Here is a 25277-nt window from a genome sequence, read left to right on the forward strand (position 1 = left end):
ATAATGGACAAGTACCCGGACCAAAAGCGCGCAGTACAATATCTCTATCCGCCGGTTGAACCCTTTGACCAGCGAATGCTCGATGTTGGCGACGGGCATCGTATCTACGTGGAACAATGCGGCAATCCCAGCGGTATTCCGGTCGTGATTCTTCATGGAGGCCCAGGCGGGGGGTGCAGCCCTGCGATGCGACGGTATTTCGACCCTTTGGTGTATCGGGTGATTCTCTTTGACCAACGGGGGTGCGGGCGGTCGCGTCCTCATGCCGCTGTTGAGCACAACACGACATGGCATCTTGTCTCCGACATCGAACGAATTCGCCGCGATCTTGATATCGACAACTGGATTGCCTTTGGTGGCAGCTGGGGGGCGACTCTGGCTCTGATCTATGCGCAAACCCATCCCGAGCGTGTGACTCGCCTGGTTCTGCGCGGCGTGTTCTTGATGACCCAATCCGAACTTGATTGGTTCTATGGTGGCGGTGCAGGCAAGTTCTGGCCAGAACCTTGGCAGAAATTCATTTCACTTCTGTCGGATAATGAACAGAACGACGCTATCAGCGCCTATCACAAGCGTCTGTTCTCAGGCGACCGGGCAACCGAAATCCTTTATGGCCGCGCCTGGTCGAACTGGGAAAACGCGCTGGCTTCGATTCATACCAATGGCGTGACAGGTGAAAGCCCCGGGGATTATGCCCGCGCCTTTGCCCGACTGGAGAATCACTATTTCCTGAACAATGGTTTTCTGGAATTCGATGGTCAGATTCTGGCCAATATGGATCGAATCGCCCATATTCCCGGCCATATCGTTCAGGGACGTTACGACATGATCTGCCCGCCCACTTCAGCGTGGAACCTCAGCGAAGCCTGGCCAAACGCCGAGCTTAGAATGGTCCGCAACGCGGGCCACGCGTTGTCCGAACCGGGCATCAGTGCTGAACTTGTCCGCATAATGGATAGCGTTGCGGAGGGTGTGGCATGACCCGAATCGACCGCCGTGCATTGTTTGCCTCGGGTGCCGCCGCCGCGCTGCTGGCTGCGACTGGCGTATCTCATGCGGGATTACCCAAGTCAGGCGGCACTATGCGACTGGCTGTTCCCCGCGATGACAGTCTTGAACAGATCGTCCGAGGCGCCGTATTCGACACGCTGACCGAAGTCGCACCAGACGGGACCTTGCGTGGAGAACTCGCAAGCGGTTGGCAAACGGATTCGGCGGCTCGGGTCTGGACGTTCGATTTGCGTGACGACGTGATCTTCCATGATGGCACCCCACTGCACGCGCAAGACGTGTCGGGAACACTGGCCAATTTCGGTCATGTTGAAGTTCTGGGCCCGAATCGCCTGCATCTTGAACTTGTCGAGGGCAATCACGGCCTACCCTTCGTGCTTGCCGATAATCGCCATGCCATCACACGTGTGGGACAAAGTGTTTCACCGCTTCACGATGCAAACGGCACCGGTTGCTACCGGGTCGAACGAGCGCAGGATGGGCGCCATTTTCTGGGGCGCAAGGTGGCCGGACATTACAAGGCTGGCCGTGCCGGATGGGCCGATGCAATCGAGATCATCGTGATCTCCGACCCACGCGTTCGCGCCGAAGCGTTGCAGGACGGGTATGTTGATGTGGCCGCTGCGCCTTTGCCCGACGGTCTGCGCAGTCGCCGCAGCTTGCACTTTTTCCCATCAGACAGGGATATGGCGCTGGCCGCTGGCCCAAACGTAGGTATTCCCCGCCAGATTGGCACACGATGCGACCTCGACGACGGTCGCATCGCCGAGCGATGGTGGCTGATGTAGGTTTTCGGCTGTCTGACTTCAATTAATTCGGCTTGGATCAAGGCGGGGGTTGCGGATTCGTTTTCCTGCGCGTATATGCCCTTGCAACAGCGGCGCGTCGGGCCAAAGGCTCGGGGCTCCACCGATTAAGATCGACGGGCCGCGCGCCCGTTTTTTTGTGTTTGGACGACATGACCAACGACCTGATTGCAAAAGCCGCCATCGACCGGCGACTGGCCGAGATCATTTCTCCCGTGATCGAAGATCTGGGATTTGAACTTGTCCGCATTCGCCTGATGAGCGGCAAGACGACCACACTTCAGATCATGGCCGACAAGCCTGACGGCGGAATCGAAGTGGACGATTGTGCCGAGATTTCGAACGCGGTCAGCGCCACACTGGACGTCGAAGACCCGATCCTTGACGCCTACACGCTTGAGGTTTCCAGCCCCGGTATCGACCGGCCCCTAACCCGACTCAAGGATTTCGAGATGTTCGAAGGCTATGAGGCCAAGCTGGAAACCGCCGAACTGATTGACGGCCGCCGCCGCTTCAAAGGTGAACTGGCCGGCGTCGAAGGCGACGAGGTTTTGATCAACATCCCACAGGATGGCGAGACCATCACCATCGGCCTACAGTTCGACTGGCTGAGCGATGCCAAGCTCGTGCTGACCGATGACCTGATCAAGGAAATGCTGCGCCAGCGCAAAGCAAGCGGCGCCCTTAACGAAGACCAATTCGACGAAATCGTGACCGAAGCAGGGTCCGAAGAGGAGACGAACTGATGGCAATCACTTCTGCAAACCAGCTGGAGCTGTTGCAAACCGCCGAGGCCGTGGCCCGCGAAAAAATGATCGACCCCGGTCTGGTGGTCGAGGCGATGGAAGAATCCCTCGCCCGCGCCGCCAAGAGCCGATATGGCGCCGAGATGGACATTCGTGTGTCAATCGACCGCAAAACCGGCAAAGCGACGTTCACCCGCGTGCGCACAGTGGTCGCCGATGACGAGCTTGAAAACTATCAGGCCGAGATGACCGTGGAACAGGCGCGTCAGTATATGGAAAGCCCCGAAATCGGCGACGTCTTTGTCGAAGAGGTGCCGCCGGTCGAGATGGGTCGAATCGCCGCGCAATCGGCCAAGCAGGTGATTCTGCAGAAAGTCCGCGAAGCAGAGCGGGACCGCCAATACGAAGATTTCAAGGATCGCGCAGGCACCATCATCAACGGTGTCGTCAAGCGCGAAGAATTCGGCAACGTCATAGTCGACCTGGGTGGGGCCGAGGCTGTTCTGCGCCGCAACGACAAGATCGGGCGCGAAAGTTATCGCCCGAATGATCGCGTCCGCGCCTATATCAAGGAAGTCCGCCGCGAACCACGCGGGCACCAGATTTTCCTTTCCCGCACCGCACCGGAGTTCATGGCCGAGTTGTTCAAAATGGAAGTGCCGGAAATTTATGACGGCATCATTGAGGTCAAGGCCGTAGCCCGTGACCCCGGGTCCCGCGCCAAAATTGCCGTGATCTCATATGACGGTTCGATCGATCCGGTCGGTGCCTGCGTTGGTATGCGCGGCAGCCGGGTGCAGGCCGTAGTGAACGAATTGCAGGGAGAAAAGATCGACATCATCCCGTGGAACGAAGATCAGCCAACGTTTCTGGTGAATGCGCTGCAGCCCGCCGAGGTTTCCAAGGTGGTTCTGGACGAAGAAGCTGGCAAAATCGAAGTTGTGGTTCCTGAAGAGCAACTGAGCCTCGCCATCGGTCGCCGTGGTCAGAATGTGCGTCTCGCCAGCCAACTGACCGGTCTGGACATCGACATCATGACCGAAGCCGAGGAATCGGCTCGCCGTCAGAAAGAATTCGAGGCGCGTACCACACTGTTCGTGGAAAGCCTCGATCTGGACGAGTTCTTTGCCCAGCTTTTGGTCTCCGAAGGATTCACCAACCTCGAAGAGGTTGCCTATGTCGAGTTGGACGAACTGCTGGTCATCGACGGTGTCGACGAAGGGACCGCCAACGAATTGCAGGCTCGCGCCCGCGACTATCTGGAGGCACAAGCCAAGGCGGCACTGGATAGTGCCCGCGAATTGGGCGCTGAGGACAGCCTTATTGAATTTGAGGGACTGACGCCCCAGATGGTAGAAGTACTGGCAAAGGATGACGTGAAAACACTCGAGGATTTTGCCACTTGCGCCGACTGGGAACTGGCTGGCGGCTGGACCACGGTTGACGGACAGCGTGTCAAGGATGACGGTATTCTGGAACCCTTCGGTGTGTCGCTGGAAGAGGCTCAGGATTTGGTGATGACTGCCCGCGTCATGTTAGGCTGGGTTGATCCTGCCGATCTCGAAGCCGATGCCCAAGAAGACGATGAACTTTCTGAAGAGGAGGCCGAGGCCTGATCTCAGGCCTTGGGTGGCGCTCATGGGTCGCGGTGGCGTCCATAAGGATCGTTCGGAGGGGCCCGAGCGGAAGTGCATCGCCACGGGCGAGGTTCAACCTAGGTATGGGTTGATACGGTTCGTGGCGTCGCCTGACGGTCAGGTCTTTCCTGACGTCGCGGGCAAGTTGCCGGGTCGGGGCGTGTATGTGGCTGCGGATCGGGCTGCTTTAAAGCAGGCGATCAGCAAGAAACTGTTCAGCCGCGCGTTCAAGGCACAGGTCAAAGCCTCGGATGACCTTATCAACGAGGTCGAACGCCAAATATCGCGACGCGTGGTCGAACTGATCAGCCTCGCTCGGAAATCGGGCGACGCGGTGGCTGGCTATGAGAAAGTTAAGACCTGGCTCGACAAGGAAGAGGCGCAGGTTCTGCTTCAGGCAGCCGATGGGTCCGGGCGTGGCAAATCGAAATTGAGCACGCCGCACTTTGGAAAATACATCGGTTGGCTCACGGCTGACGAATTGGGCATGGCATTTGGACGCCAAACAGTGATACATGCGGCGCTGGCCTCTGGTGGACTCGCCAAACGTGTTGTAGAGGAAGCGCAACGCTTGCGTGGTGTGCGCGAAACGGATGACGGCGGCAACGGGGCCGCTCGGAAGGGTAAGTAGCTTTATGAGCGATAATGACGGCAAAAAGACATTGGGTCTGCGTGGCGGGGCGCGCCCCGGGAATGTGAAACAAAGTTTCAGCCACGGACGGACCAAGAATGTCGTGGTGGAAACCAAACGCAAACGCGTGGTGGTCCCCAAGCCGGGTGCGACCAAACCGGGTGCCAGCAGCGCTGCATCTGCGGGTGATCCTTCGCGGCGCCCTGCCGGGATTTCGGACGCCGAGATGGAGCGACGCCTGAAGGCACTTCAGGCCGCAAAGGCCCGCGAGGCCGAAGAAGCCGCGCAGCGTGAGGCCGAAGAAAAAGCCCGTGCGGAAGAGCGTGAACGCCGCCGTGCGGAACAAGAGGCCAAGGAACGCGAACAGCGAGAGGCCGAAGAAAAGGCTCGCCAGAAAGCCGCAGACGAAGAACGTCAGCGGCTGGAAGCCGAAGCGGCCGCCAAACGCGCGGCGGCAGAGGCCGCTGCGGCCAAAGAAGCGCCCAAGGCCAAAGCGCCTGCGCCCAAGCAAACCGCGCCTGCCGACGACTCGCGCCGGAGTGGCGCGGCTGACCGCGATCGCGATCAACGCAACACGCGCGGCAGCAAAGGCCGCGACGATGGCCGTCGCTCCGGTAAGTTGACCCTCAATCAGGCTCTCTCAGGCGGCGAAGGCGGGCGTCAGCGCTCGATGGCCGCGATGAAACGCAAGCAGGAGCGTGCGCGTCAAAAAGCGATGGGTGGTTCGGTCGAGCGGGAAAAGGTGATCCGTGACGTTCAACTGCCAGAGGCCATCATGGTTTCCGAACTGGCCAACCGTATGGCCGAACGGGTCTCGGATGTGGTCAAGGAACTCATGAAAATGGGCATGATGGTCACGCAGAACCAGACCATCGACGCCGATACCGCCGAACTGATCATTCAGGAATTCGGCCACAACGTTGTGCGCGTCTCGGATGCGGATGTCGAGGACGTCATCGCTGATATCGAGGACGAAGAACAGGATCTCCTGCCACGTCCACCGGTGATCACCATCATGGGTCACGTGGACCACGGCAAGACCTCGCTGCTGGATGCAATTCGCAACACCAAGGTCGTCTCGGGCGAGGCCGGGGGAATCACCCAGCATATCGGCGCCTATCAGGTGGAAACCAACGACGGTGTTATTCTGACCTTCCTCGACACACCAGGCCACGCCGCCTTTACCTCGATGCGTTCGCGCGGCGCGCAGGTAACGGACATCGTGGTGCTGGTGGTGGCTGCGGATGACGCGGTGATGCCGCAGACCGTCGAGGCGATTAATCACGCCAAGGCGGCCAAGGTGCCGATGATCGTGGCGATCAACAAGATCGACAAACCCGACGCGAACCCGATGAAAGTTCGCACCGACCTGCTGCAACACGAAGTGGTTGTCGAAGCGATGTCGGGTGAAGTCCAAGATGTCGAAGTGTCCGCCATGACCGGTCAGGGTCTGGATGACCTACTCGAAGCGATTGCATTGCAAGCCGAGATTCTGGAACTCAGGGCCAACCCCGACCGCGCCGCCCAGGGCGCCGTGATCGAAGCGCAGCTTGACGTGGGCCGCGGTCCCGTCGCGACCGTTCTGGTTCAGAAAGGTACGCTGCGTCAGGGCGATATCTTCGTTGTGGGTGAGCAATACGGCAAGGTACGCGCACTGATCAACGACAAGGGTGAGAGGGTGAAAGAGGCGGGTCCGTCGGTACCAGTTGAAGTTCTGGGCCTCAATGGCACGCCCGAAGCAGGCGACGTTCTGAACGTAACAGAGACCGAAGCGCAGGCCCGCGAAATTGCCGAATACCGCGAACAAGCCGCCAAGGACAAACGCGCTGCGGCCGGAGCCGCGACCACACTGGAACAGTTGATGGCCAAGGCCAAGGAAGACGAAAACGTCTCGGAACTTCCGATCCTGGTGAAGGCGGACGTGCAGGGTTCGGCCGAGGCCATCGTCCAGGCGATGGAAAAGATCGGTAACGACGAGGTTCGCGTACGCGTTCTGCACTCTGGCGTTGGTGCAATCACCGAAACCGACATCGGCCTGGCCGAAGCATCTGGTGCGCCAGTCTTTGGCTTCAACGTCCGCGCCAATGCTTCGGCACGGAATACCGCAAACCAGAAAGGCGTCGAAATCCGCTACTATTCAGTGATCTACGACCTTGTGGATGACGTGAAAGCGGCCGCATCTGGCCTGCTGAGCGCCGAGATCCGCGAAAAGTTCATCGGTTACGCCGAGATCAGGGAAGTGTTCAAGGTTTCCGGCGTCGGCAAAGTTGCGGGCTGTCTGGTGACCGAAGGGGTAGCACGCCGCTCGGCCGGCGTCCGTCTGCTGCGCGACAACGTGGTCATCCACGAAGGGACGCTCAAGACGCTCAAGCGCTTCAAGGACGAGGTGGCCGAGGTTCAGTCAGGTCAGGAATGCGGAATGGCATTCGAGAACTACGACGATATCCGCTCCGGCGATGTGATCGAAATATTCGAGCGTGAAGAAGTTACCAGAACGCTCGATTGATACGACATGAACTGACAAAAAACGGCGGTCCATTGTGGCCGCCGTTTTTTTGAGAGGACGTCGCGTGTCGCTCTCACGTGAGTGGTGTATTCTGCCGCATTCAAGTCGATGCCGCGACAGGTCGCCCGAAATAAAGCTTCTTCTCTACGCGTACCACGATACGCCCATCTGCCAATTTTCGAACAAATGTGCCTTGCACGAAAACGCAACTTCCCAGTGCAATTGTCCGCAACATGCCCAATCCTCCCCAAAAAGGAATAAGACAGGCTCATCATACACGAAAAATCGAATGTAAAAATTAAATTGTTATCCCATAAGGTTAATTTTTCAGCAGCCTGATCAAACGAACTCGCGCGATGTGATAGTATTGGATTTTACAACCAGTCCCGCAAAATTGAAATCAAAGGGACATCCGCAGGCGGCATCGGGTAACTACGCAACTCGTTGGCTCGCACCCATTTCAGCGCCTGTCCCTCTTGTGCCCGCGGGGTGCCCTGCCATTTCCGACAGGCGAACAAGGGCATCAGTAAGTGAAAGTCGTCATAACTGTGGCTGGCAAAAGTCAGTGGGGCCAAACAAGAAGCCCAGGTGTTGATACCCAGCTCCTCTTCCAACTCGCGGATCAGAGCGGCTTCGGGGGTTTCCCCGACTTCAACCTTGCCCCCGGGAAACTCCCAAAGACCGGCCATCGACTTACCTTCCGGGCGCTGCGCCAACAGCACCCGGCCATCCACATCAATTAGCGCAACGGCAGATACCAATACCGTTCTCACGAGCGATAATCCGCGTTGATTTCAATATAACCGTGGGTCAGATCACAGGTCCAAATCGTTGCATTACCGTCCCCCAATCCCAGATCGACGCCGATCACCAGTTCCTGACCTTTCATATATGCCGCTGCGTCCGCCTCGCGGTAGTTAGGGCTGACCCACCCTTTTTCGGCCACTAGAATATCGCCAAATGAAATGCTCAACAGGTCCCGGTCTGCTGCTGCCCCAGACTTACCGATGGCCATGACGACGCGGCCCCAGTTCGGGTCCTCCCCCGCTATCGCCGTTTTGATCAGCGGAGAATTTGCGATCGCCAATCCGTGCACCTTTGCATCAGCGTCCGAGGCGGCGCCTGTCACACGAATCTCGACAAATTTGGACGCGCCTTCGCCATCCCTGACTACTTGTTGCGCCAGATCCAGCATCACTGCCTCAAGCGCCTCGGTGAACCCGGGGTTTCCGGTAGCATCAGCTCCTGACGCACCGGTAGCGCACAGCAAAAGGCTGTCCGAAGTCGAAGTATCGCTATCCACAGTGATACAGTTGAAGGTGCGATCGGTAATCTCACCCAGCATCTGCTGCAAGACGGCCTGTTCCACCTTTGCGTCGGTAAAGATGTAGACCAGCATCGTTGCCATGTCCGGCGCGATCATGCCCGACCCCTTGGCAATTCCCGCAATTTTGACCATCTTGCCGTCGATCCCGACGGTCCTGCTGGCACCTTTTGGGAAAGTGTCGGTGGTCATAATTGCCGTGGCTGCATCCTCAATTGCATCAGGGCTGAGGGCCGCATTCAGATCTTCCAGTTTTGCCACGATCCGCTCATGCGGCAGCGGTTCACCGATCACTCCAGTCGAGGACGTGAAAACTCGAGATGCAGGAACCCCTGTCGCGTCTGAAACCGCCTTGGCCACCTCGACCACCGAGGTTTGTCCAAAATGCCCGGTAAAGGCATTGGCATTGCCGGAATTGACCAAGATCGCGGCCGGTCCATCGCTTGCTCCACCAATCTTGGTCTGACAATCCAAGACCGGGGCGGCACGCGTTGCTGACCGGGTAAATACGCCCGCAACCGACGTGCCGGCGTTCATCACCGCCAGCATGACATCGGTCCGTCCCTGATACCGTACACCCGCGGCAGCAGTTGCAAACCGAACGCCCGCGATGACCGGCAAATCGGGAAAGCTGCTCGGGGCGAGTGGCGAGACTTTGGTGATCTTTGCCATGGCGGCTTACTCCTGCACCAGATCCAGTTGTTTCAGGACGTCCGGCGTCACACCGTCCAAGGGCTGGCGCTCTATGGTCGCCGCATCCGTCAATTCGTCCAGGCGCGCCTGAATGGCTTCCTGCTGGATTTTGGATGCAAGCTCTCCGCGCACCGCTTCCAGTTCCGGTGCTTCCGCCTTGCGCTGATCATTCAGCGTCACGATATGCCAGCCGAACTGGGTTTGAACCGGTTCAGAGATCTGCCCTTTTTCCAAAGCGACAACAGCCTGTTCGAATTCGGGAACCATGGCGCCCGGGCCGAACCAGCCCAATTCACCGCCATTCGGGCCGGAGGGGCCGGTCGATTTCGCCTTGGCGGTTTCCGCAAAGTCTGCACCGCCGTCCAGTTCGGCCTTGACCGCCATGGCCTCTTCTTCGGTTTCCACGAGGATATGTGAGGCATTGTATTCATCGCCACCGAACCCGTCGCCGTATTCGGCGTCATAGGCGGCCTGAACCGCCTCTTCACTCAAGGCCGAGCGCAGGATATCCTCGATGGTTTCCGCTGCAAGTAGCGAACGCCTCTCATTTTCCAGCGCAATCGCCACCTGCTTGGGAAGCTCGCCATTCTGCTGTTGTTTCAAAAGCGTCTGCTGCACAAGCTGGTCGAGGATGGCATCGTACAGAACCTGATCCTCAAGCTCCAGATACTGCCTCGGCAGCGTCGCACGCGCGATGATCATGTGGCCCAAAGTGATTTCATCCCCATTGACGACCGCCACCACCATGTCGGCGTCGGTTGTCGTCTCGGCGGTCAGGGGCAGGGCCAGGCCGACGGCAAGCGCCAGAGATGGCAGAAATGTGAGGCCTTTGGGCATTGAATCATCCTATTTCTTTGCCGCGACGGTGCGTGGCGTTGACACTCTACGGCCTGCCGCTTACATCGCTTGAAGCCTTGGACAGGACCGCCTTTCACCCCCCGTATCTATGGGTTGCGCGCAGGGCGGGCAAGCCTGTCGGAACCACGACAAGAACAGATCCGCTGGAGTGAACATGCTGGGACTCGGAACGCTCGCCAAAAAGGTGTTCGGAACGCCGAACGACCGAAAGATCAAGGCGACACGCCCGCTGGTCGAAAAGATCAACGCGCTGGAAGCGGAGTTCGAAAAACTCTCGGATAACGACCTGAAATCGAAAACAGAAGAGTTGCGCAAACGAGCGCTGGATGGCGAAAAACTGGACGACCTGCTGCCCGAAGCCTTTGCTAACGTGCGCGAAGGCGCCAAACGGGCTCTGGGTCTCAGGGCGTTCGACGTACAACTGATGGGCGGGATCTTTCTCCATCAGGGCAATATCTCGGAAATGAAGACGGGTGAGGGAAAGACTTTGGTCGCAACTTTCCCCGCCTATCTGAACGCACTGACCGGCAAGGGCGTTCATGTGGTGACTGTCAACGAATACCTTGCCAAGCGCGACGCGGAATGGATGGGCAAAGTGTTCGGCATCCTCGGCATGACCACCGGTGTCATTTGGTCGGGACAGGCCGATGCTGACAAGCTGGCCGCCTACGCCTGCGATGTTACCTATGCGACAAACAATGAACTCGGCTTCGATTATCTGCGCGACAACATGAAGGCAGATTTGAATGAAGTTTATCAAAAACACCACAATTTCGCGATCGTGGACGAAGTGGACTCGATCCTGATTGACGAAGCACGGACACCTCTGATCATTTCCGGCCCCTCACAGGACCGGTCCGACCTTTACACCGCAATCGACGCCTTGATCCCGTCGCTACAGGACGATCACTATTCGCTGGACGAGAAATCTCGCAATGTGACCTTTACCGATGAAGGCAACGAATTTCTTGAACAGCTCCTGCTGGATCGCAACCTGCTGCCCGAGGGACATTCGTTATACGATCCAGAAAGCACGACCATTGTGCATCACGTCAACCAGGGCCTGCGCGCGCACAAGCTTTTCCAGCGCGACAAGGACTATATCGTGCGCGACGGTAACGTTGTTCTTATTGACGAATTCACCGGCCGTATGATGCCCGGCCGGCGTCTGTCTGATGGGCTTCACCAAGCCATCGAAGCCAAAGAGGGTGCACAGATTCAGCCCGAGAACGTGACGCTCGCCAGTGTCACTTTCCAGAATTTTTTCCGCCTGTACAACAAACTGAGCGGTATGACCGGCACCGCGTTAACCGAGGCTGAGGAATTTGGCGAAATTTACGGTTTGGGCGTGGTCGAGGTCCCCACGAACAAGCCCATCGCACGTGAAGACAAAGACGATCAGGTCTATAGAACCGCGCCGGAAAAGTACGCCGCCATAATCGAACAGATCAAAAAAGCGAACGAGAAAGGGCAACCTGTACTGGTCGGAACGACGTCAATCGAAAAATCGGAGATGCTCAGCCAGATGTTGAGCAAGGAAGGCATCGGACACAATGTCCTGAACGCTCGCCAGCACGAGCAGGAAGCCCAGATCGTGGCAGATGCCGGTCGATTGGGCGCAGTGACCATCGCCACGAATATGGCAGGCCGCGGAACCGACATCCAATTGGGCGGCAATGTCGAGATGAAAGTGCTCGAAGCTATCGCCGCCAATCCCGAAGCCGACCCAGCCGAACTGCGCACTGCCGAAGAAGCGCGTCACGCTGAAGAAAAGAGAAAGGTTCTTGACGCCGGCGGCCTGTTCGTCATGGCGTCGGAACGACATGAAAGCCGCCGTATCGATAATCAGTTGCGCGGTCGTTCAGGCCGTCAGGGCGATCCCGGACGCACGGTTTTCTACCTCAGCCTCGAAGATGACCTGATGCGCATCTTTGGTTCGGAGCGTCTGGACAAGGTGCTGACCACGCTGGGAATGCAAGAGGGCGAGGCGATCATCCATCCATGGGTGAACAAGTCGCTCGAACGCGCCCAGGCCAAGGTCGAAGGCCGCAATTTCGATATGCGCAAGAACGTTCTGAAATTCGACGACGTGATGAACGATCAGCGCAAGGTGATCTTCAACCAGCGCCGCGAAATCATGTCGGCCGAGGATTTGTCCGAAATCGTTTCCGATATGCGCGAACAGGTTATCGACGATCTGATCGACGAGTTCATGCCACCCAAGACATATGCCGATCAGTGGGACACAGATGGCCTCCATTCTGCCGTCATTGAAAAGCTTGGTGTCGACGTCCCCGTCCAGAGTTGGGCGGCAGAAGAAGGTGTCGATGATGACGACATTCGCGAGCGCCTGATCAAGGCCACCGACGAGATGATGGCCAAGAAGGCCGTGGATTTCGGCCCCGAGAATATGCGCAACATCGAAAAACAGGTGCTTCTGCAAACCATCGACACAAAGTGGCGTGAACACCTTTTAACGCTGGAGCATCTGCGGTCAGTGGTTGGGTTCCGTGGTTATGCACAGCGCGATCCGCTGAATGAATACAAGAACGAGAGTTTCCAACTGTTCGAAAGCATGCTGGACGGATTGCGGGAGGCGGTGACACAGCAACTGTCCCGCATTCGCCCTCTGACCGAGGAAGAACAACGGCAGATGCTGGCGCAATACGCTGAACAGCAGGCGCAAATGCAAAAGGCCGCCAAACAGGCAGAAGCGATTGCCGAAGCTCAGGCTTCGGGTGATCCCCGCCCTGGATTTGTCGAAGACGATCCGGAGACTTGGGGCAACCCATCGCGCAACGATCAATGCCCTTGTGGGTCCGGAAAGAAATTCAAGCATTGCCACGGGCGGCTGACCTGACGCCCGCCCTGAAACGGACAAAATTACTCCCAAAGGCGGCCATAGATTGGCCGCCTTTTTTGACGACTTTGATTTCCGCTCCGGAAACAAAGGGGATGTCCAATGGAGCTTTGGAGAAGACTAATTATGATTGGCGGAACCGTCGGCTGTGCGCTGGCGACCGGCTATTTCATGCAAAAAAGCGCCGACCGGGATTACAGTTCTGAGCCCTCGGCGCGCACCGCTTCGTTGCTGCCGCTCGAAAGCACTTTAAGCCAGAACATTCAGGTCAAGGCCCTGAAAAAAATCTCTTTGACCTCTGTTGACGCCAAGACCGAAGCGTCTGAACCTGAGCAGACCTTGGGTAATGAAAAGCGAGCCAGACCAGCGTCGCCAGTGAGTTGCAAGGTCACGGCTAATGCAGAACCTGCACCTCTGGCAAACGCGACGCTCTTTGTTAACGCACCTTGTCACAAAAGCGAACGGTTGACGGTTCATCACAACGGGCTGATGTTTACCGAAAAAACCGATACCCAAGGCCGGTTGACCGTAACGATCCCGGCAATGTCGGAAAGAGCGATATTCATTGTTGAGTTTGCCAACAACAAAGGCTCGGTTGCCTCAACCGTGATCCCAGATCTCAAGGCCTATGATCGTGTTGCTTTGCAATGGCGGGGAGGTCCCGATCTGCAGTTGCACGCGTTAGAGTTCGGTGCCGCCTATGGTGAAGACGGGCATGTCTGGGCCAACGAGAGTTCACATGGATTGGGCAACACCGATCGGCTTGGCAATACAACCTTGAGCGACGCACAGTTGGTCGAGGTGTATTCATTTCCTTCCAGAGGCGCAAAGAAATCTGGCACCATCGAGATGACAGTCGAAGCTGAGGTCACAGAAGAAAACTGTGGACGCACGTTGAACGCTCAATCCTTCATGATGCATGGTGACGACTCAATGACCTCACGCGACCTGTCGGTATCAATGCCGGATTGTTCGTCTGTCGGTGATTTTCTTGTGTTGAATAATCTGTTTCAAAACCTGAAGATCGCGGCCAAATAGGCAACAGGCGACATCAGGTATCACATGACTTGGCTTCGTGCGGCGACAATCGCCGCACTTACATATTGCATATCCATGGATGGCGCTTTTGCGCAGGACATCACGTTGATTTCCCACGATGGTAAAGTTTCTGTTTCCGGCGCTTTTCTGGGCTTCGACGGCGAATTCTATCGTATTCAGACGCAATTCGGAGAACTTACTGTGGACGGGTCAGGCGTCACCTGTGATGGCCCGGCCTGCCCCAATCTAACCGAGTACGTAGCCGAAATCGTCCTGTCTGGCTCGGCCACAATGGCGGAATCCCTCCTGCCCCCTCTGGTCGAAGGTTTTGCCGCGCGCAATGGGTTGCGAACGAAACGCGAAACACAGGACGAAACAAGTTTTGTCTATAGCCTGTTCCAGCCGCGCCGTTCAGCTCCACTTGCGAGGTTTACATTTCACGTCAACACCACAGACGAGGGCTTCGCTGATCTTCTCGCCTTGGAGGCCGATATTGTGATGGCATTGCGCGAGGTTCGGCCCGATGAACACCAGAGGATATCCGAAACTGGCCTCGGTGATCTGAACGATCCTGCTCGCAGCCTCGTTTTAGCCTTGGACGCGATGGTTCCCGTAGTGTCCTCGGAAAACCCTATTCAGAGTATTTCGACCTTTGACCTCGCAAGGGTATTCGCTGGCCGTATTACAAACTGGATCGAACTTGGCGGCCCGGACGCTCCGATTTCTCTGCACTTGCCGGTCTCCGGCTCAGGTCTGGCACAAGCAGTTGAGGACAAGTTGCTCAAGCCTGCAGGATTACAAGTCACCTCGTCGGTGCAACGCCATGGACGCGGCAGCCAATTGGCGCATGCAGTGGCGTCGGATCCGTTCGGCCTCGGTATGACAAGCTTTGCTGAGACCGGATCGACGCGCGCATTGACTCTAACGGGAAAGTGCGGATTTTCCTTGTCTGCTTCGCGTTGGAGCATAAAAACCGAAGACTATCCACTGTCCTCGCCGATGTTCCTTTATCTCCCCGCGCGGCGATTGCCCAAGATCGCCCGCGATTTTTTATCCTATGCCAAAAGCCCTGCTGCGCAAATCGTTATCCGTCGCGCCGGTTTCGTCGATCAAACGGCCGAACACATTCGCTTGGGCGCGCAGGGCGATAGGTTGGCAAACGCCATTTCGGCGGCCGGGGACGAAGTCACTCTGCAAGAAATGCAGAGGTTGATATCCACGCTGGCTCCGATGCAAAGGCTGACCATTTCGTTCCGGTTCGAGACGGGATCAGCCCGCCCCGACGCGCAATCTCGCTCCAACATCCTTCAGTTTGCCAAGGCGCTGGAAACCGGATCGTATGACGGGCGCGAACTTTTCTTCATTGGCTTCAGCGATAGCGAAGGGTCGGCCGCTGCTAACACCCGTATCGCACGCAGGCGCGCGGATTCGGTTCGCAGAGCCGTTCTTTCGGCGATTGAAACTGCGGTGCCGGATAACGTGAAAATCGAAGTAGACGCATTCGGTGAGGCGCTGCCAATGGCATGCGACGACAGCGACTGGGGAAGAAAGGTGAACCGCCGGGTCGAGGTTTGGGTCAAGTAGCCTGCTCGGTTAGAGATATCCGTCAGCACGGAAACTTAGTTCGACCGATTTTCCGATGATCAGATGATCATGCAGGGTCAGCCCCAGCGCCACGCATGCATTCTGAATCTGCCGTGTCATATCGATATCCGACTGTGAGGGAGTCGGGTCACCCGACGGATGATTGTGAACAAGGATCAGTGCCGAGGCATTCAGTTCCAGCGCACGTTTCGCCACCTCCCGCGGATAGACCGGAACATGGTCGACGGTGCCGCTCGCCTGCTCTTCATCCGCGATCAGAACGTTCTTGCGATCCAGGTAGAACACCCGGAACTGCTCAGTCTCCCGATGCGCCATAGCCGTATGGCAATAGTCCAGCAAAGCATCCCAACTGGAAATAACTTGCCTCTGCATCACCCGCGCCCGCGCCATACGATGAGCGCTCGCTTCCAGGATTTTCAGGTCGGTGACAATGCTGTCACCAACCCCCTTAACGGCTCGCAATCGATCAACCGGTGCTGACAGTACTCGGCTGAAGTCGCCGAAAGTATCCAGCAACAGCCGGGCGAGCGGCTTTACGTCCTGCCTCGGGACAGAACGAAACAAGATCAGCTCCAGCAACTCATAGTCTGGCATGGCCGCCGCGCCGCCGGTCATGAACCTCTCACGCAGCCGCTTTCGGTGATCTTTGATATATGATGGCAGCCGTCCAAGCTGTAGTGGCACCGCTTGCGCTTCATCCATGTCAAAAAGCATGGGAGACTCGTGAAGTGAATCCTGTGTCATCCAAACAGGTTGACGCAGAACCGGTTTCTGAGAAGTTAACAGCCTTCCACTACCGATCAACTCATCCCAGAAGAACGATATTCTGCGCCTCCCGCCTGAGAGCAAACTTCAGGTCTAGCCCTTCATCCCGTCCCAAAAGGATTTCACCGAGGAAAAGAAGCTTTTTGTCTCGGGATTGTTATCATCTGCCAGTTCATCAAACTCACGCAACAATTCCTTTTGGCGGCTGGTCAGGTTGACCGGCGTCTCGACCGCCAGTTCGATCAGCATGTCTCCGATACCACCCCCACGCAATGCAGGCATGCCCTTGCCTCGAAGGCGCATCTGGCGACCCGATTGGCTGCCAGCCGGGATCTGCACGCGACCACGCCCGCCATCGATGGTCGGTACTTCGATCGCGCCGCCCAGCGCTGCCTTGGACATACTGACAGGCACCCGGCAATAAAGGTTCACGCCGTCACGTTCGAACAGCTTGTGCTGGGTCACTTCGACAAAGATATAGAGATCACCCGGAGGACCGCCACGCATTCCGGCCTCACCCTCGCCCGCCAGTCGGATGCGGGTGCCAGTTTCAACACCAGCCGGGATATTGACGCTCAGCGCACGCTCTTTTTCGACGCGACCTTGACCGTGGCAGGATTTGCACGGGTTCTTGATGATCTGCCCCATGCCAGCGCAAGTAGGGCAGGTGCGTTCAACGGTAAAGAATCCCTGCTGCGCGCGAACCTTTCCCATACCGGAACAAGTCGGACACGTTGCGGGTTCGACACCGCTTTCTGCGCCAGTGCCTTCACATGACGAACAGGCCACTGCCGTGGGAACGTTAATCGTGTTTTGCAGGCCCGAATACGCATCTTCCAGCGATACCCGCAAGTTATAGCGCAGGTCCGAACCACGTGCGGCGCGACGTCCGCCGCCACCGCCTCCACGACCGCCCATGAAATCACCGAACAGGTCGTCAAACACATCGGAAAACGCACTGGAAAAGTCGCCCGAACCGAAACCGCCGCCCGGACGCCCACCGCCGCCCATACCGTTTTCGAACGCGGCATGCCCAAACCTGTCATAGGCCGCCTTTTTGTCGGCGTCCTTCAGTACTTCATAGGCCTCGTTGGCCTCTTTGAATTTCGCCTCAGAATCCGGGTTGTCCTTATTTCGGTCCGGATGAAACTCCTTGGCCTTTTTGCGATAGGCCTTCTTGATTTCATCCGCCGCAGCGCCCTTGGACACACCGAGCACTTCGTAATAGTCACGTTTTGACATCCGATATCCCTTCTGCCTCAACGAATTCGGGCCGGCCCGGCAACCGGACCGGCCCGTCTTGGCCCGGTTTACCCGTTAGTTACGCTTGTCGTCATCCAGATCTTCGAACTCGGCATCCACGATGTCGTCTGCATCCGGACCCGCATCCGCCGCAGTCGGTTCGTCATCGGAGTCTTCCATCTGCGACTTATATATGGCCTCGCCCAACTTCATCGCGGCTTCGGTCACGTTCTGAATGCCAGATTTGATCTTGTCGGCATTGTCGGTTTCGATCTCGTCTTTCAGCGCCGCAATGGCAAGTTCGATCGCCTCGATAGTGGTCGGGTCGACCTTGTCGCCATGCTCTTCCATCGACTTCTCGGTCGAGTGAATGAGGCTTTCAGCCTGGTTCTTGGCCTCGACCAGTCCTTTACGGGCCTTGTCAGCCTCTGCATTTTCCTCGGCGTCCTTGACCATCTTTTCGATGTCCTCGTCGCTGAGGCCACCCGATGCCTGAATGGTGATTTTCTGTTCTTTGCCGGTACCCTTGTCTTTGGCCGACACGGACACAATGCCGTTGGCATCAATGTCGAAGGTCACCTCGATTTGCGGCATTCCACGCGGTGCGGGCGGGATGTCTTCAAGGTTGAACTGGCCGAGAATCTTGTTGTCTGCGGCCATTTCACGCTCACCCTGGAACACGCGAATGGTAACGGCGTTCTGGTTATCCTCGGCAGTCGAGAACACCTGGGATTTCTTGGTCGGGATCGTGGTGTTGCGGTCGATCAGGCGGGTAAACACACCACCCAGCGTTTCGATACCCAGCGATAGCGGGGTCACGTCCAGCAGAACCACGTCCTTTACATCGCCTTGCAGAACACCAGCCTGAATAGCAGCACCCATTGCAACGACTTCGTCAGGGTTCACACCCTTATGAGGCTCTTTGCCAAAGAACTTGGTCACCTCTTCGATGACCTTGGGCATGCGGGTCATACCGCCGACCAGAACCACTTCGTCAACATCGGCTGCCGAGATGCCCGCGTCTTTCAGGGCCGCTTGGCAGGGTTTAATCGACTTCTTGATCAGATCACCCACCAGCGATTCCAGCTTGGCGCGAGTCAGCTTCATGACCATGTGCAGTGGCTGGCCGTTCGAACCCATCGAGATGAAAGGTTGGTTGATCTCGGTTTGCGAGGTCGACGACAATTCGATCTTGGCCTTTTCAGCCGCCTCTTTTAGGCGCTGCAGCGCCATCTTGTCTTTCGACAGGTCGACACCGTGTTCCTTTTTGAACTCGTCGGCCAGGTAGTTGACGATGCGCATGTCAAAGTCTTCACCACCCAGGAAGGTGTCACCGTTGGTCGACTTAACCTCGAACAGGCCGTCGTCGATTTCCAGAATGGTCACGTCGAAGGTACCGCCACCAAGGTCATAGACCGCGATGGTTTGGGTTTCCTGCTTGTCCAGACCATAGGCCAGCGCGGCAGCCGTCGGTTCGTTGATAATCCGCAGTACTTCCAGCCCGGCGATTTTGCCGGCGTCCTTGGTGGCCTGCCGCTGCGCGTCGTTGAAATAGGCGGGAACTGTAATGACCGCCTGCGTGACTTCCTCACCCAGATACGATTCCGCGGTTTCCTTCATTTTGCCCAGCGTGAAGGCCGAAATCTGGCTTGGGGAGTACTTTTCGCCGCGGGCGTTGACCCATGCATCACCGTTGCCACCATCAACGATGGCATAGGGCACCATTTTCTTGTCTTTTTCGACTTCTGCGTCGTCGACCCGGCGACCGATCAGGCGCTTGACGCCAAAGATGGTGTTTTCCGGGTTGGTGACCGCCTGACGCTTTGCGGGCTGCCCAACCAGTCGCTCGTCTTCGGTGAAGGCGACGATCGAAGGCGTGGTCCGCGCCCCTTCGGAGTTTTCGATAACCTTCGGTTGCGATCCGTCCATGATGGCAACGCACGAGTTGGTGGTGCCGAGGTCAATACCGATTACTTTTCCCATGTGTTCGATCCCTTTCTCTTCAAGGCGATGTCCCGAGGCCCGAACCCGTTACGGCATCCCGGCCCCGATCAGTGGTGCGCGACGGCACTACACCATCGCGCGTCCCGGCGTATATAAGGGCCGAAATGGAGGCCTGCAAGCATGGTAAATCGCAGGTTTTCAGGAATCTTGGACCTTTTTGGCAACGATTTGGTAAGGAACGGACGTTTACCCATGACTCGGTTGATACTGCGCGGCTTCGACATTCGAAAAGGGTATCTCGATTCCGCTCGCCAGAACCGCTTGATCGAGGTTCTACGCCCGGTACTCAAGCTGGCGCCGCTGGTGCGCCCAACAACACCCTCAGGAAGGGAAATGTCGGTGCGCATGACCTCGGCAGGGATTCTTGGATGGGTAACGGACAGACAAGGATATCGGTATCAGGACAAGCATCCTAGTGGTGTGCCATGGCCCGCGATCCCTGACGAGATCCTGAATATCTGGCGCAGTGTATCGGGTGCGAGCCGCCTGCCTGATTGTTGCCTGATCAATTACTATGGAGATGGCAGCCGTATGAGCCTGCATCAGGACAAAGACGAGGCCGATTTTTCCTGGCCCGTGGTGTCCGTTTCTCTCGGCGACGATGCGCTGTTCAGGATCGGGAATGCCACCCGCGGCGGAAAGACCGAGTCGATCTGGCTGAACTCAGGTGACGTTGTGACCATGGCTGGCCCGGCACGACTGACCTACCATGGCGTCGACCGGATCAGATTCGGATCATCGAAACTATTGCCAAAGGGCGGGCGGCTGAACCTGACCCTACGGGTGGCCGGAGACTAGTCAGCGGCGCGCAAACCAGCTGGCCGAAACATGGCGGCGGGTATAAAATTCACCCATCAGACCCAGCATGATCAGTACTATGCCGACCCAAAACGCGTATTCCCAACTGCTGTTACGTGGAAAATAGTTCTGAAACACAAAACCGCGGCACTGATCGATGGCGTGAAACAACGGATTCCAGTCGAACATGGCAAGCATCGTCGGCGGCAGCATGTTCGCCACAAACATTTTGCCTGATGCGATCATGTTGGCCCGTTGATAGATCGTGGCCATAATCGAAACCGCCGCCGGCGCCCATGGCTTGATTGCCAGAAACACCAGACCGACACCACATCCGGTGAACCACGCCAGCAACAGCATGCCGAAGCCTCCGACCGGATCAGAGATCACCAGCGGTTTATAAGCGACCTGATAGATGAACAGGATCACAAATAGGGTCAAAAGCTGTGTATATAGCGCTCCGAACGCGGCCGAGGCAATCGCTACTAGCGTATTCATCGGCGCGTGCTTCATCATCGGACTGTTCGCGCCCGCCGCCCCCGACACCGCCCCCACTGCCTTGACGTGGCACATGAACAGAAAAATGCCGGACATGATGTACAGCAAAAAGTCACCGCGCACGGACATACGCCGAATGCCCAAGAGCGTGAACATGGCATAAAACACGCCGACAAACACCATTGCCTGTAGAATGTTGAGGCCCAAAGCAACCCATGCATTGTTGTGCTTGGATCTGACATGACGGACCACCTCATGAAAGGTGATCTCGGCCATCGTGACGGCCCCACCCAACAGGGTCTTGTTCTGTCTATAGCGAAACACCCGACCGTCCTTATTGCTTCATTGCCTGAAAACTGACACGGAAATCTTGCCGATCCGTTTTCATCGCAGCATAAGGTCGGCAATGCGTTAGTTCAACAAATCACAGGATCGGAGCTTTTTTGTGACTTACGAAGACCTAATTCCGATAATCCGGCGGCTTGCGCTGGAAGCAGGCGACAAGATCATGGAAATATACAACGCCGATGATTTCGACGTGAAGGTCAAATCCGATGCCAGTCCTGTAACCGAAGCGGACGAAGCAGCAGACGCGCTGATCTCGACCGGCTTGCGCGCCGCATTCCCAGATATCCTGCTGATAACCGAAGAGCAGGCCGCCTCGCATTCGCAGTCCGGCGAAACGTTTCTGATCGTCGACCCACTGGACGGGACCAAAGAATTCATCAACCGGCGTGGGGACTTCACTGTCAACATCGCTTTGGTGGAAAACGGCATACCCACTCGCGGAGTGGTTTACGCTCCGGCAAAAGGGCGCATGTTCTATACTCGGCCCGACGGTCAATCGGTGGAGGAAACGGGCGCTCTAGACAAGGCTGCGTCCGGCAATCTGAACCCGATATCTGTCTCTAAACCGGATAATTCTGCCCTTTTGGTGGTCGCGTCCAAATCGCACCGAGATCAAGCAACCGACGATTACATCGGCAAATACAAAGTACGGGACAGCAAGAGCGCCGGTTCCTCGCTGAAATTCTGTCTGGTCGCGACTGGCGAGGCCGATCTCTATCCACGTGTTGGCCGCACGATGGAATGGGATACCGCCGCCGGCCATGCCGTGCTGGCTGGTGCGGGGGGTAAGGTGGTGCGTTTTGACGATCATTCGCCGCTGACCTACGGCAAAGAAGGCTATGCCAACCCGTTCTTTATCGCCTACGCTCCGGGTGTTGACCTGAAGGAGGCCTAATGTCCGTTCTGATCGCCATACCCGCCCGCTATGCTTCGACCCGCTATCCCGGCAAGCCGCTGGTGCCACTGACCGGGGCAACAGGGAGTTCGATAACCCTGATCGAACGATCCTGGCGGGCAGCAACCGCCGTGTCGGGCGTGGACCGTGTGGTTGTGGCAACCGATGACGACCGCATCCGCGAAGTGGCGGAAGGATTCGGAGCTGAGGTGGTGATGACCTCGGAAACCTGCGGCAATGGAACCGAACGCTGTGCCGAGGCCCATGACAATCTGGGTGGCGGATTTGAAATCGTTGTCAACCTGCAGGGCGATGCGCCTCTGACCCCTCATTGGTTCGTCGAAGATCTTGTCGCCGGTTTGCGGGCGTCACCCGATGCGGGTGTCGCCACTCCGGTTTTGCGGTGTGACGCAGCTGCGCTGAACAGTCTGCTGAATGACCGAAGGAACGGACGTGTCGGCGGAACGACTGCCGTCTTCGCTGCCGACCACAGCGCCATGTACTTCTCCAAAGAGGTGATCCCGTACACCTCCGAGATCTACCATGACGCCGAAGATACACCAGTTTTTCACCACGTTGGCGTCTATGCCTATCGCCCCGACGCGCTGCGCGCCTACCCCACCTGGCCCACTGGCCCGCTTGAACAGCTCGAAGGGCTCGAACAGCTTCGTTTCATGGAAAATGGCCGCAAGGTTCTTTGCGTCGAAGTCGAAGCCAAAGGCCGGCAGTTCTGGGAACTCAACAACCCACAGGACGTGCCCAAGATCGAAGAAATGATGACGGCCATGGGGCTGGAGTAAACAGGAAACCGGCTAAACCAGGAGAAAAGAGCAGCTTATCATGACCAACATCCTCGTGACCGGTGGCGCTGGCTATATTGGCTCTCATGCTTGCAAGGCGCTAAGGCAGGCCGGGTATACGCCCGTCACCTATGACAACCTGATCACCGGTTGGCAGGATGCGGTCAAGTTTGGGCCATTCGTGCAGGGCGACCTGCTGGATCGTGCTCAGCTTGACGAGGTATTCGCCCAATACCAGCCCGCCGCAGTCATGCATTTCGCCGCCCTAAGCCAGGTGGGCGAGGCAATGTCGAAACCGGGAAAATACTGGACCAACAACGTCACCGGGTCACTGTCACTGATCGAGGCGGCCGTGGCGGCTGGTTGCCTGAACTTCGTCTTCTCTTCGACCTGCGCCACTTATGGCGAGCATGACAACGTTGTGCTGGATGAGGCCACACCGCAATTGCCGCTGAACGCCTATGGCGCCTCGAAACGAGCGATTGAAGACATCCTGCGCGATTTCGAAGCCGCGCATGGGTTGAAGCACGTCATATTTCGATATTTCAACGTGGCAGGTGCCGACCCCGACTGCGAGGTGGGCGAGTTCCACCGTCCCGAAACCCATCTGGTGCCATTGATGCTGGAAGCAATCGACGGCAAATGTGACGCGCTAACCGTGTTCGGCACCGATTACGACACACCCGACGGCACCTGCATCCGCGACTTTGTGCATGTCTGCGATCTGGTGGATGCTCATGTTCTGGGGCTGAAATGGTTGCAACAGGGAAAAGGCAGCCGGGTATTCAACTTGGGAACCGGATCGGGGTTCTCGGTCATGGAAGTGATCAAGCATTCGAAATCTGTCACCAACCGCGAAGTGCCCTTCAACATTGGCCCACGCCGCGCGGGAGATTGCACCAAGCTGGTTTCCGGCTCGACTAGGGCCGAGGTCGAACTTGGCTGGACACCGAAAAGGTCAATGTTAGAGACTATGATCGCCGATGCCTGGCGCTGGCATCAGAATGGCCACTACAAACGGTAACCCTACGATGTCTGCCGCTGATAGCCCAGAACATCCAGGGTGGCTCCGCGCTTATAAGCTGCTCTGGAAACGACGACGCTTGCTGTGGCGCTCGTTTCGCAGCCGGCACCAACTCAAGACACTTTCGAACCGCACAACGCAAATCAGACTTGGCGACATTCTAGCGGTCACGACACTGCGCAACGAAGTTTCGCGCCTGCCCTGGTTCTTCGAGCACTATCGCCGGATTGGCGTCGACCACTTTCTGATGATCGATAATGGCAGTGACGATGGCAGCGACGAATGGCTTCTCGAACAACCCGACGTATCTCTATGGCAAACCTACGCCAGTTATCGCGCCGCGCGCTTTGGGCTGGATTGGATGACCTGGCTGCAGATGCGGTACGGGCACAATCACTGGATGCTGATGATCGATGCGGACGAGTTGTTGATTTATGCCCATCACCAGTCCCGGTCGCTGCACGATCTAACCAGTTGGTTGGAAACCTCGGGCCAACATGTTTTTGGCGCGCACCTGCTGGACCTTTATCCCAAAGGCAGTCTGAGCCAACCAAACTATATGTCTGGCGCGGACCCCATGAAAGAGCTTTGCTGGTTCGACGCCAGCCCCTATCGCAGTCAACGCCAACAGCCGCTGGGCAATCTTTGGGTTCAGGGAGGAATGCGAGAGCGCGCCTTTTTTAGCGACAATCCGCGTCGGTCTCCGACCCTGAACAAGATACCTTTGGTAAAGTGGTCCCGGCGGTATGCCTATGTCAATTCTTGCCACTCGGCCCTGCCCCGCAGGTTGAACTTTACCTATGACGGCCCCGAAGGAAAATCGCCCTCGGGTGTTTTGCTGCACACGAAATTCCTTCCGGAAATTGTCTGGAAATCGACCGTCGAAAAGTTGCGTGGTCAACATTTTCACAACCCCGACCTTTTCGATCACTATTACGATGGGATCGCTCAGGACCCGAGTTTATGGACCCATTCTTCAACTCGCTTGCGAGACTGGCAGCAATTGGAAGAATTGGGTTTGATGTCCTCAGGTGGATGGTAAAATGAATCGATCTACAACAATAAAGAGAACGACGCGTGGCTGAAATGTCAGCCCAGGCATAACCTTTTCTAAATTCATTGATCGCATGAAGGAAAAGGTGACATAACACTGCAAATGTCCGGATCGCTCAAATCCCGGACTTTCGC

General features: G+C 57.0%; 21 protein-coding genes. 14 read left to right on the plus strand and 7 right to left on the minus strand.

Translation table 11 applies throughout. From position 1 onward, the window contains the following. The first annotated feature begins 3 nt into the window (after positions 1 to 3). The 6 genes from pip to infB all read left to right on the plus strand — a co-directional run bounded on the left by pip (position 4) and on the right by infB (position 7337). On the plus strand, positions 4 to 981 hold the full coding sequence (pip, locus tag AC2FNB_RS07770; RefSeq protein WP_480750116.1) for a prolyl aminopeptidase: 978 nt from the start codon (positions 4 to 6) through the stop codon (positions 979 to 981). After that, entirely contained in the window at positions 978 to 1799 is an 822-nt protein-coding gene (locus AC2FNB_RS07775; protein ID WP_496745497.1) for an ABC transporter substrate-binding protein, read from the plus strand. Before pip ends, AC2FNB_RS07775 begins: the two co-directional genes overlap by 4 nt. 170 nt (positions 1800 to 1969) lie before the next feature. After that, positions 1970 to 2563 carry a ribosome maturation factor RimP gene (rimP, locus tag AC2FNB_RS07780; protein ID WP_480750114.1) on the plus strand — a complete coding sequence of 198 codons (594 nt, stop codon included), beginning with the start codon at positions 1970 to 1972 and terminating at the stop codon, positions 2561 to 2563. Next, positions 2563 to 4179 (plus strand): transcription termination factor NusA, encoded by a 1617-nt coding sequence (gene nusA / locus AC2FNB_RS07785; protein WP_496745499.1) that lies wholly within the window; start codon positions 2563 to 2565, stop codon positions 4177 to 4179. The genes rimP and nusA overlap by 1 nt, the downstream gene beginning before the upstream one ends. A 22-nt stretch (positions 4180 to 4201) precedes the next feature. Continuing rightward, entirely contained in the window at positions 4202 to 4831 is a 630-nt protein-coding gene (locus AC2FNB_RS07790) for an RNA-binding protein (RefSeq protein WP_480750112.1), read from the plus strand. 4 nt (positions 4832 to 4835) lie between these two features. Next, entirely contained in the window at positions 4836 to 7337 is a 2502-nt protein-coding gene (gene infB / locus AC2FNB_RS07795; protein WP_480750111.1) for a translation initiation factor IF-2, read from the plus strand. A 374-nt stretch (positions 7338 to 7711) separates the two neighbouring features. On the opposite strand, the gene mutT is transcribed toward infB, so the two are convergent. The 3 genes from mutT to AC2FNB_RS07810 are packed head-to-tail and all read right to left on the minus strand — an operon-like array spanning position 7712 to position 10191. Further along, a complete protein-coding gene (gene mutT / locus AC2FNB_RS07800; RefSeq protein ID WP_480750110.1) occupies positions 7712 to 8110 on the minus strand; it encodes an 8-oxo-dGTP diphosphatase MutT in 399 nt (132 codons plus the stop codon). After that, positions 8107 to 9333, minus strand: a complete 1227-nt coding sequence (argJ, locus tag AC2FNB_RS07805; RefSeq protein WP_496745502.1) for a bifunctional glutamate N-acetyltransferase/amino-acid acetyltransferase ArgJ — start codon at positions 9331 to 9333, stop codon at positions 8107 to 8109. The genes mutT and argJ overlap by 4 nt, the downstream gene beginning before the upstream one ends. Before the next feature lie 6 nt (positions 9334 to 9339). Continuing rightward, the gene (locus tag AC2FNB_RS07810; protein WP_496745504.1) at positions 9340 to 10191 is read right to left on the minus strand and encodes a foldase protein PrsA; all 852 of its coding nucleotides are present in this window, start codon (positions 10189 to 10191) and stop codon (positions 9340 to 9342) included. A gap of 175 nt (positions 10192 to 10366) precedes the next feature. Here AC2FNB_RS07810 and secA point away from each other — a divergent pair, with 175 nt between their 5' ends. The 3 genes from secA to AC2FNB_RS07825 all read left to right on the plus strand — a co-directional run bounded on the left by secA (position 10367) and on the right by AC2FNB_RS07825 (position 15694). Beyond that, on the plus strand, positions 10367 to 13072 hold the full coding sequence (secA, locus tag AC2FNB_RS07815) for a preprotein translocase subunit SecA (protein WP_496745505.1): 2706 nt from the start codon (positions 10367 to 10369) through the stop codon (positions 13070 to 13072). A 126-nt stretch (positions 13073 to 13198) separates the two neighbouring features. Then, on the plus strand, positions 13199 to 14110 hold the full coding sequence (locus tag AC2FNB_RS07820) for a hypothetical protein (RefSeq protein WP_496745507.1): 912 nt from the start codon (positions 13199 to 13201) through the stop codon (positions 14108 to 14110). 24 nt (positions 14111 to 14134) lie between these two features. Continuing rightward, complete coding sequence (locus AC2FNB_RS07825; protein ID WP_496745509.1) at positions 14135 to 15694, plus strand: phosphate ABC transporter substrate-binding/OmpA family protein; 1560 nt, start codon at positions 14135 to 14137, stop codon at positions 15692 to 15694. Between the two features lie 9 nt (positions 15695 to 15703). Here AC2FNB_RS07825 and radC read toward each other — a convergent pair whose 3' ends face one another. From radC to dnaK, 3 genes are all read right to left on the minus strand, one after another. Next, positions 15704 to 16459, minus strand: a complete 756-nt coding sequence (radC, locus tag AC2FNB_RS07830; RefSeq protein WP_496745511.1) for a RadC family protein — start codon at positions 16457 to 16459, stop codon at positions 15704 to 15706. Between the two features lie 114 nt (positions 16460 to 16573). Continuing rightward, positions 16574 to 17722 (minus strand): molecular chaperone DnaJ, encoded by a 1149-nt coding sequence (gene dnaJ, locus AC2FNB_RS07835; protein ID WP_480750103.1) that lies wholly within the window; start codon positions 17720 to 17722, stop codon positions 16574 to 16576. Between the two features lie 75 nt (positions 17723 to 17797). After that, on the minus strand, positions 17798 to 19705 hold the full coding sequence (gene dnaK, locus AC2FNB_RS07840) for a molecular chaperone DnaK (RefSeq protein WP_496745513.1): 1908 nt from the start codon (positions 19703 to 19705) through the stop codon (positions 17798 to 17800). Between the two features lie 213 nt (positions 19706 to 19918). Between dnaK and AC2FNB_RS07845 the strand changes: the two genes are divergently transcribed. Continuing rightward, positions 19919 to 20524 carry an alpha-ketoglutarate-dependent dioxygenase AlkB family protein gene (locus AC2FNB_RS07845; protein WP_480750101.1) on the plus strand — a complete coding sequence of 202 codons (606 nt, stop codon included), beginning with the start codon at positions 19919 to 19921 and terminating at the stop codon, positions 20522 to 20524. Here the strand turns inward: AC2FNB_RS07845 and AC2FNB_RS07850 are convergent, their stop codons facing one another. After that, positions 20525 to 21298: an ABC transporter permease gene (locus AC2FNB_RS07850; protein ID WP_496745533.1), complete on the minus strand. Its 774-nt coding sequence runs from the start codon at positions 21296 to 21298 to the stop codon at positions 20525 to 20527. It lies immediately after the preceding gene. A 169-nt stretch (positions 21299 to 21467) separates the two neighbouring features. Here AC2FNB_RS07850 and cysQ point away from each other — a divergent pair, with 169 nt between their 5' ends. The 4 genes from cysQ to AC2FNB_RS07870 are packed head-to-tail and all read left to right on the plus strand — an operon-like array spanning position 21468 to position 25131. Further along, entirely contained in the window at positions 21468 to 22265 is a 798-nt protein-coding gene (cysQ, locus tag AC2FNB_RS07855) for a 3'(2'),5'-bisphosphate nucleotidase CysQ (RefSeq protein ID WP_496745514.1), read from the plus strand. Beyond that, complete coding sequence (locus AC2FNB_RS07860; RefSeq protein ID WP_496745516.1) at positions 22265 to 23065, plus strand: 3-deoxy-manno-octulosonate cytidylyltransferase; 801 nt, start codon at positions 22265 to 22267, stop codon at positions 23063 to 23065. Before cysQ ends, AC2FNB_RS07860 begins: the two co-directional genes overlap by 1 nt. Positions 23066 to 23105: 40 nt before the next feature. Then, positions 23106 to 24089 carry a UDP-glucose 4-epimerase GalE gene (gene galE / locus AC2FNB_RS07865; RefSeq protein ID WP_496745518.1) on the plus strand — a complete coding sequence of 328 codons (984 nt, stop codon included), beginning with the start codon at positions 23106 to 23108 and terminating at the stop codon, positions 24087 to 24089. A 7-nt stretch (positions 24090 to 24096) separates the two neighbouring features. Next, positions 24097 to 25131 carry a glycosyltransferase family 2 protein gene (locus AC2FNB_RS07870; RefSeq protein ID WP_496745520.1) on the plus strand — a complete coding sequence of 345 codons (1035 nt, stop codon included), beginning with the start codon at positions 24097 to 24099 and terminating at the stop codon, positions 25129 to 25131. Positions 25132 to 25277 lie beyond the last annotated feature (146 nt).

The organism is Ruegeria sp. BHSB058, from assembly GCF_059613285.1.

What these genes read in the sequence shown, in the direction of transcription:
- pip (WP_480750116.1), top strand. Translation starts at nt 4, where the DNA reads ATGGACAAGTACCCGGACCAAAAGCGCGCAGTACAATATCTCTATCCG.
- AC2FNB_RS07775 (WP_496745497.1), top strand. Translation starts at nt 978, where the DNA reads ATGACCCGAATCGACCGCCGTGCATTGTTTGCCTCGGGTGCCGCCGCC.
- rimP (WP_480750114.1), top strand. Translation starts at nt 1,970, where the DNA reads ATGACCAACGACCTGATTGCAAAAGCCGCCATCGACCGGCGACTGGCC.
- nusA (WP_496745499.1), top strand. Translation starts at nt 2,563, where the DNA reads ATGGCAATCACTTCTGCAAACCAGCTGGAGCTGTTGCAAACCGCCGAG.
- AC2FNB_RS07790 (WP_480750112.1), top strand. Translation starts at nt 4,202, where the DNA reads ATGGGTCGCGGTGGCGTCCATAAGGATCGTTCGGAGGGGCCCGAGCGG.
- infB (WP_480750111.1), top strand. Translation starts at nt 4,836, where the DNA reads ATGAGCGATAATGACGGCAAAAAGACATTGGGTCTGCGTGGCGGGGCG.
- argJ (WP_496745502.1), bottom strand. Translation starts at nt 9,333, where the DNA reads ATGGCAAAGATCACCAAAGTCTCGCCACTCGCCCCGAGCAGCTTTCCC.
- AC2FNB_RS07810 (WP_496745504.1), bottom strand. Translation starts at nt 10,191, where the DNA reads ATGCCCAAAGGCCTCACATTTCTGCCATCTCTGGCGCTTGCCGTCGGC.
- secA (WP_496745505.1), top strand. Translation starts at nt 10,367, where the DNA reads ATGCTGGGACTCGGAACGCTCGCCAAAAAGGTGTTCGGAACGCCGAAC.
- AC2FNB_RS07820 (WP_496745507.1), top strand. Translation starts at nt 13,199, where the DNA reads ATGATTGGCGGAACCGTCGGCTGTGCGCTGGCGACCGGCTATTTCATG.
- AC2FNB_RS07825 (WP_496745509.1), top strand. Translation starts at nt 14,135, where the DNA reads ATGACTTGGCTTCGTGCGGCGACAATCGCCGCACTTACATATTGCATA.
- radC (WP_496745511.1), bottom strand. Translation starts at nt 16,459, where the DNA reads ATGACACAGGATTCACTTCACGAGTCTCCCATGCTTTTTGACATGGAT.
- dnaJ (WP_480750103.1), bottom strand. Translation starts at nt 17,722, where the DNA reads ATGTCAAAACGTGACTATTACGAAGTGCTCGGTGTGTCCAAGGGCGCT.
- dnaK (WP_496745513.1), bottom strand. Translation starts at nt 19,705, where the DNA reads ATGGGAAAAGTAATCGGTATTGACCTCGGCACCACCAACTCGTGCGTT.
- AC2FNB_RS07845 (WP_480750101.1), top strand. Translation starts at nt 19,919, where the DNA reads ATGACTCGGTTGATACTGCGCGGCTTCGACATTCGAAAAGGGTATCTC.
- AC2FNB_RS07850 (WP_496745533.1), bottom strand. Translation starts at nt 21,298, where the DNA reads ATGGCCGAGATCACCTTTCATGAGGTGGTCCGTCATGTCAGATCCAAG.
- AC2FNB_RS07860 (WP_496745516.1), top strand. Translation starts at nt 22,265, where the DNA reads ATGTCCGTTCTGATCGCCATACCCGCCCGCTATGCTTCGACCCGCTAT.
- galE (WP_496745518.1), top strand. Translation starts at nt 23,106, where the DNA reads ATGACCAACATCCTCGTGACCGGTGGCGCTGGCTATATTGGCTCTCAT.
- AC2FNB_RS07870 (WP_496745520.1), top strand. Translation starts at nt 24,097, where the DNA reads ATGTCTGCCGCTGATAGCCCAGAACATCCAGGGTGGCTCCGCGCTTAT.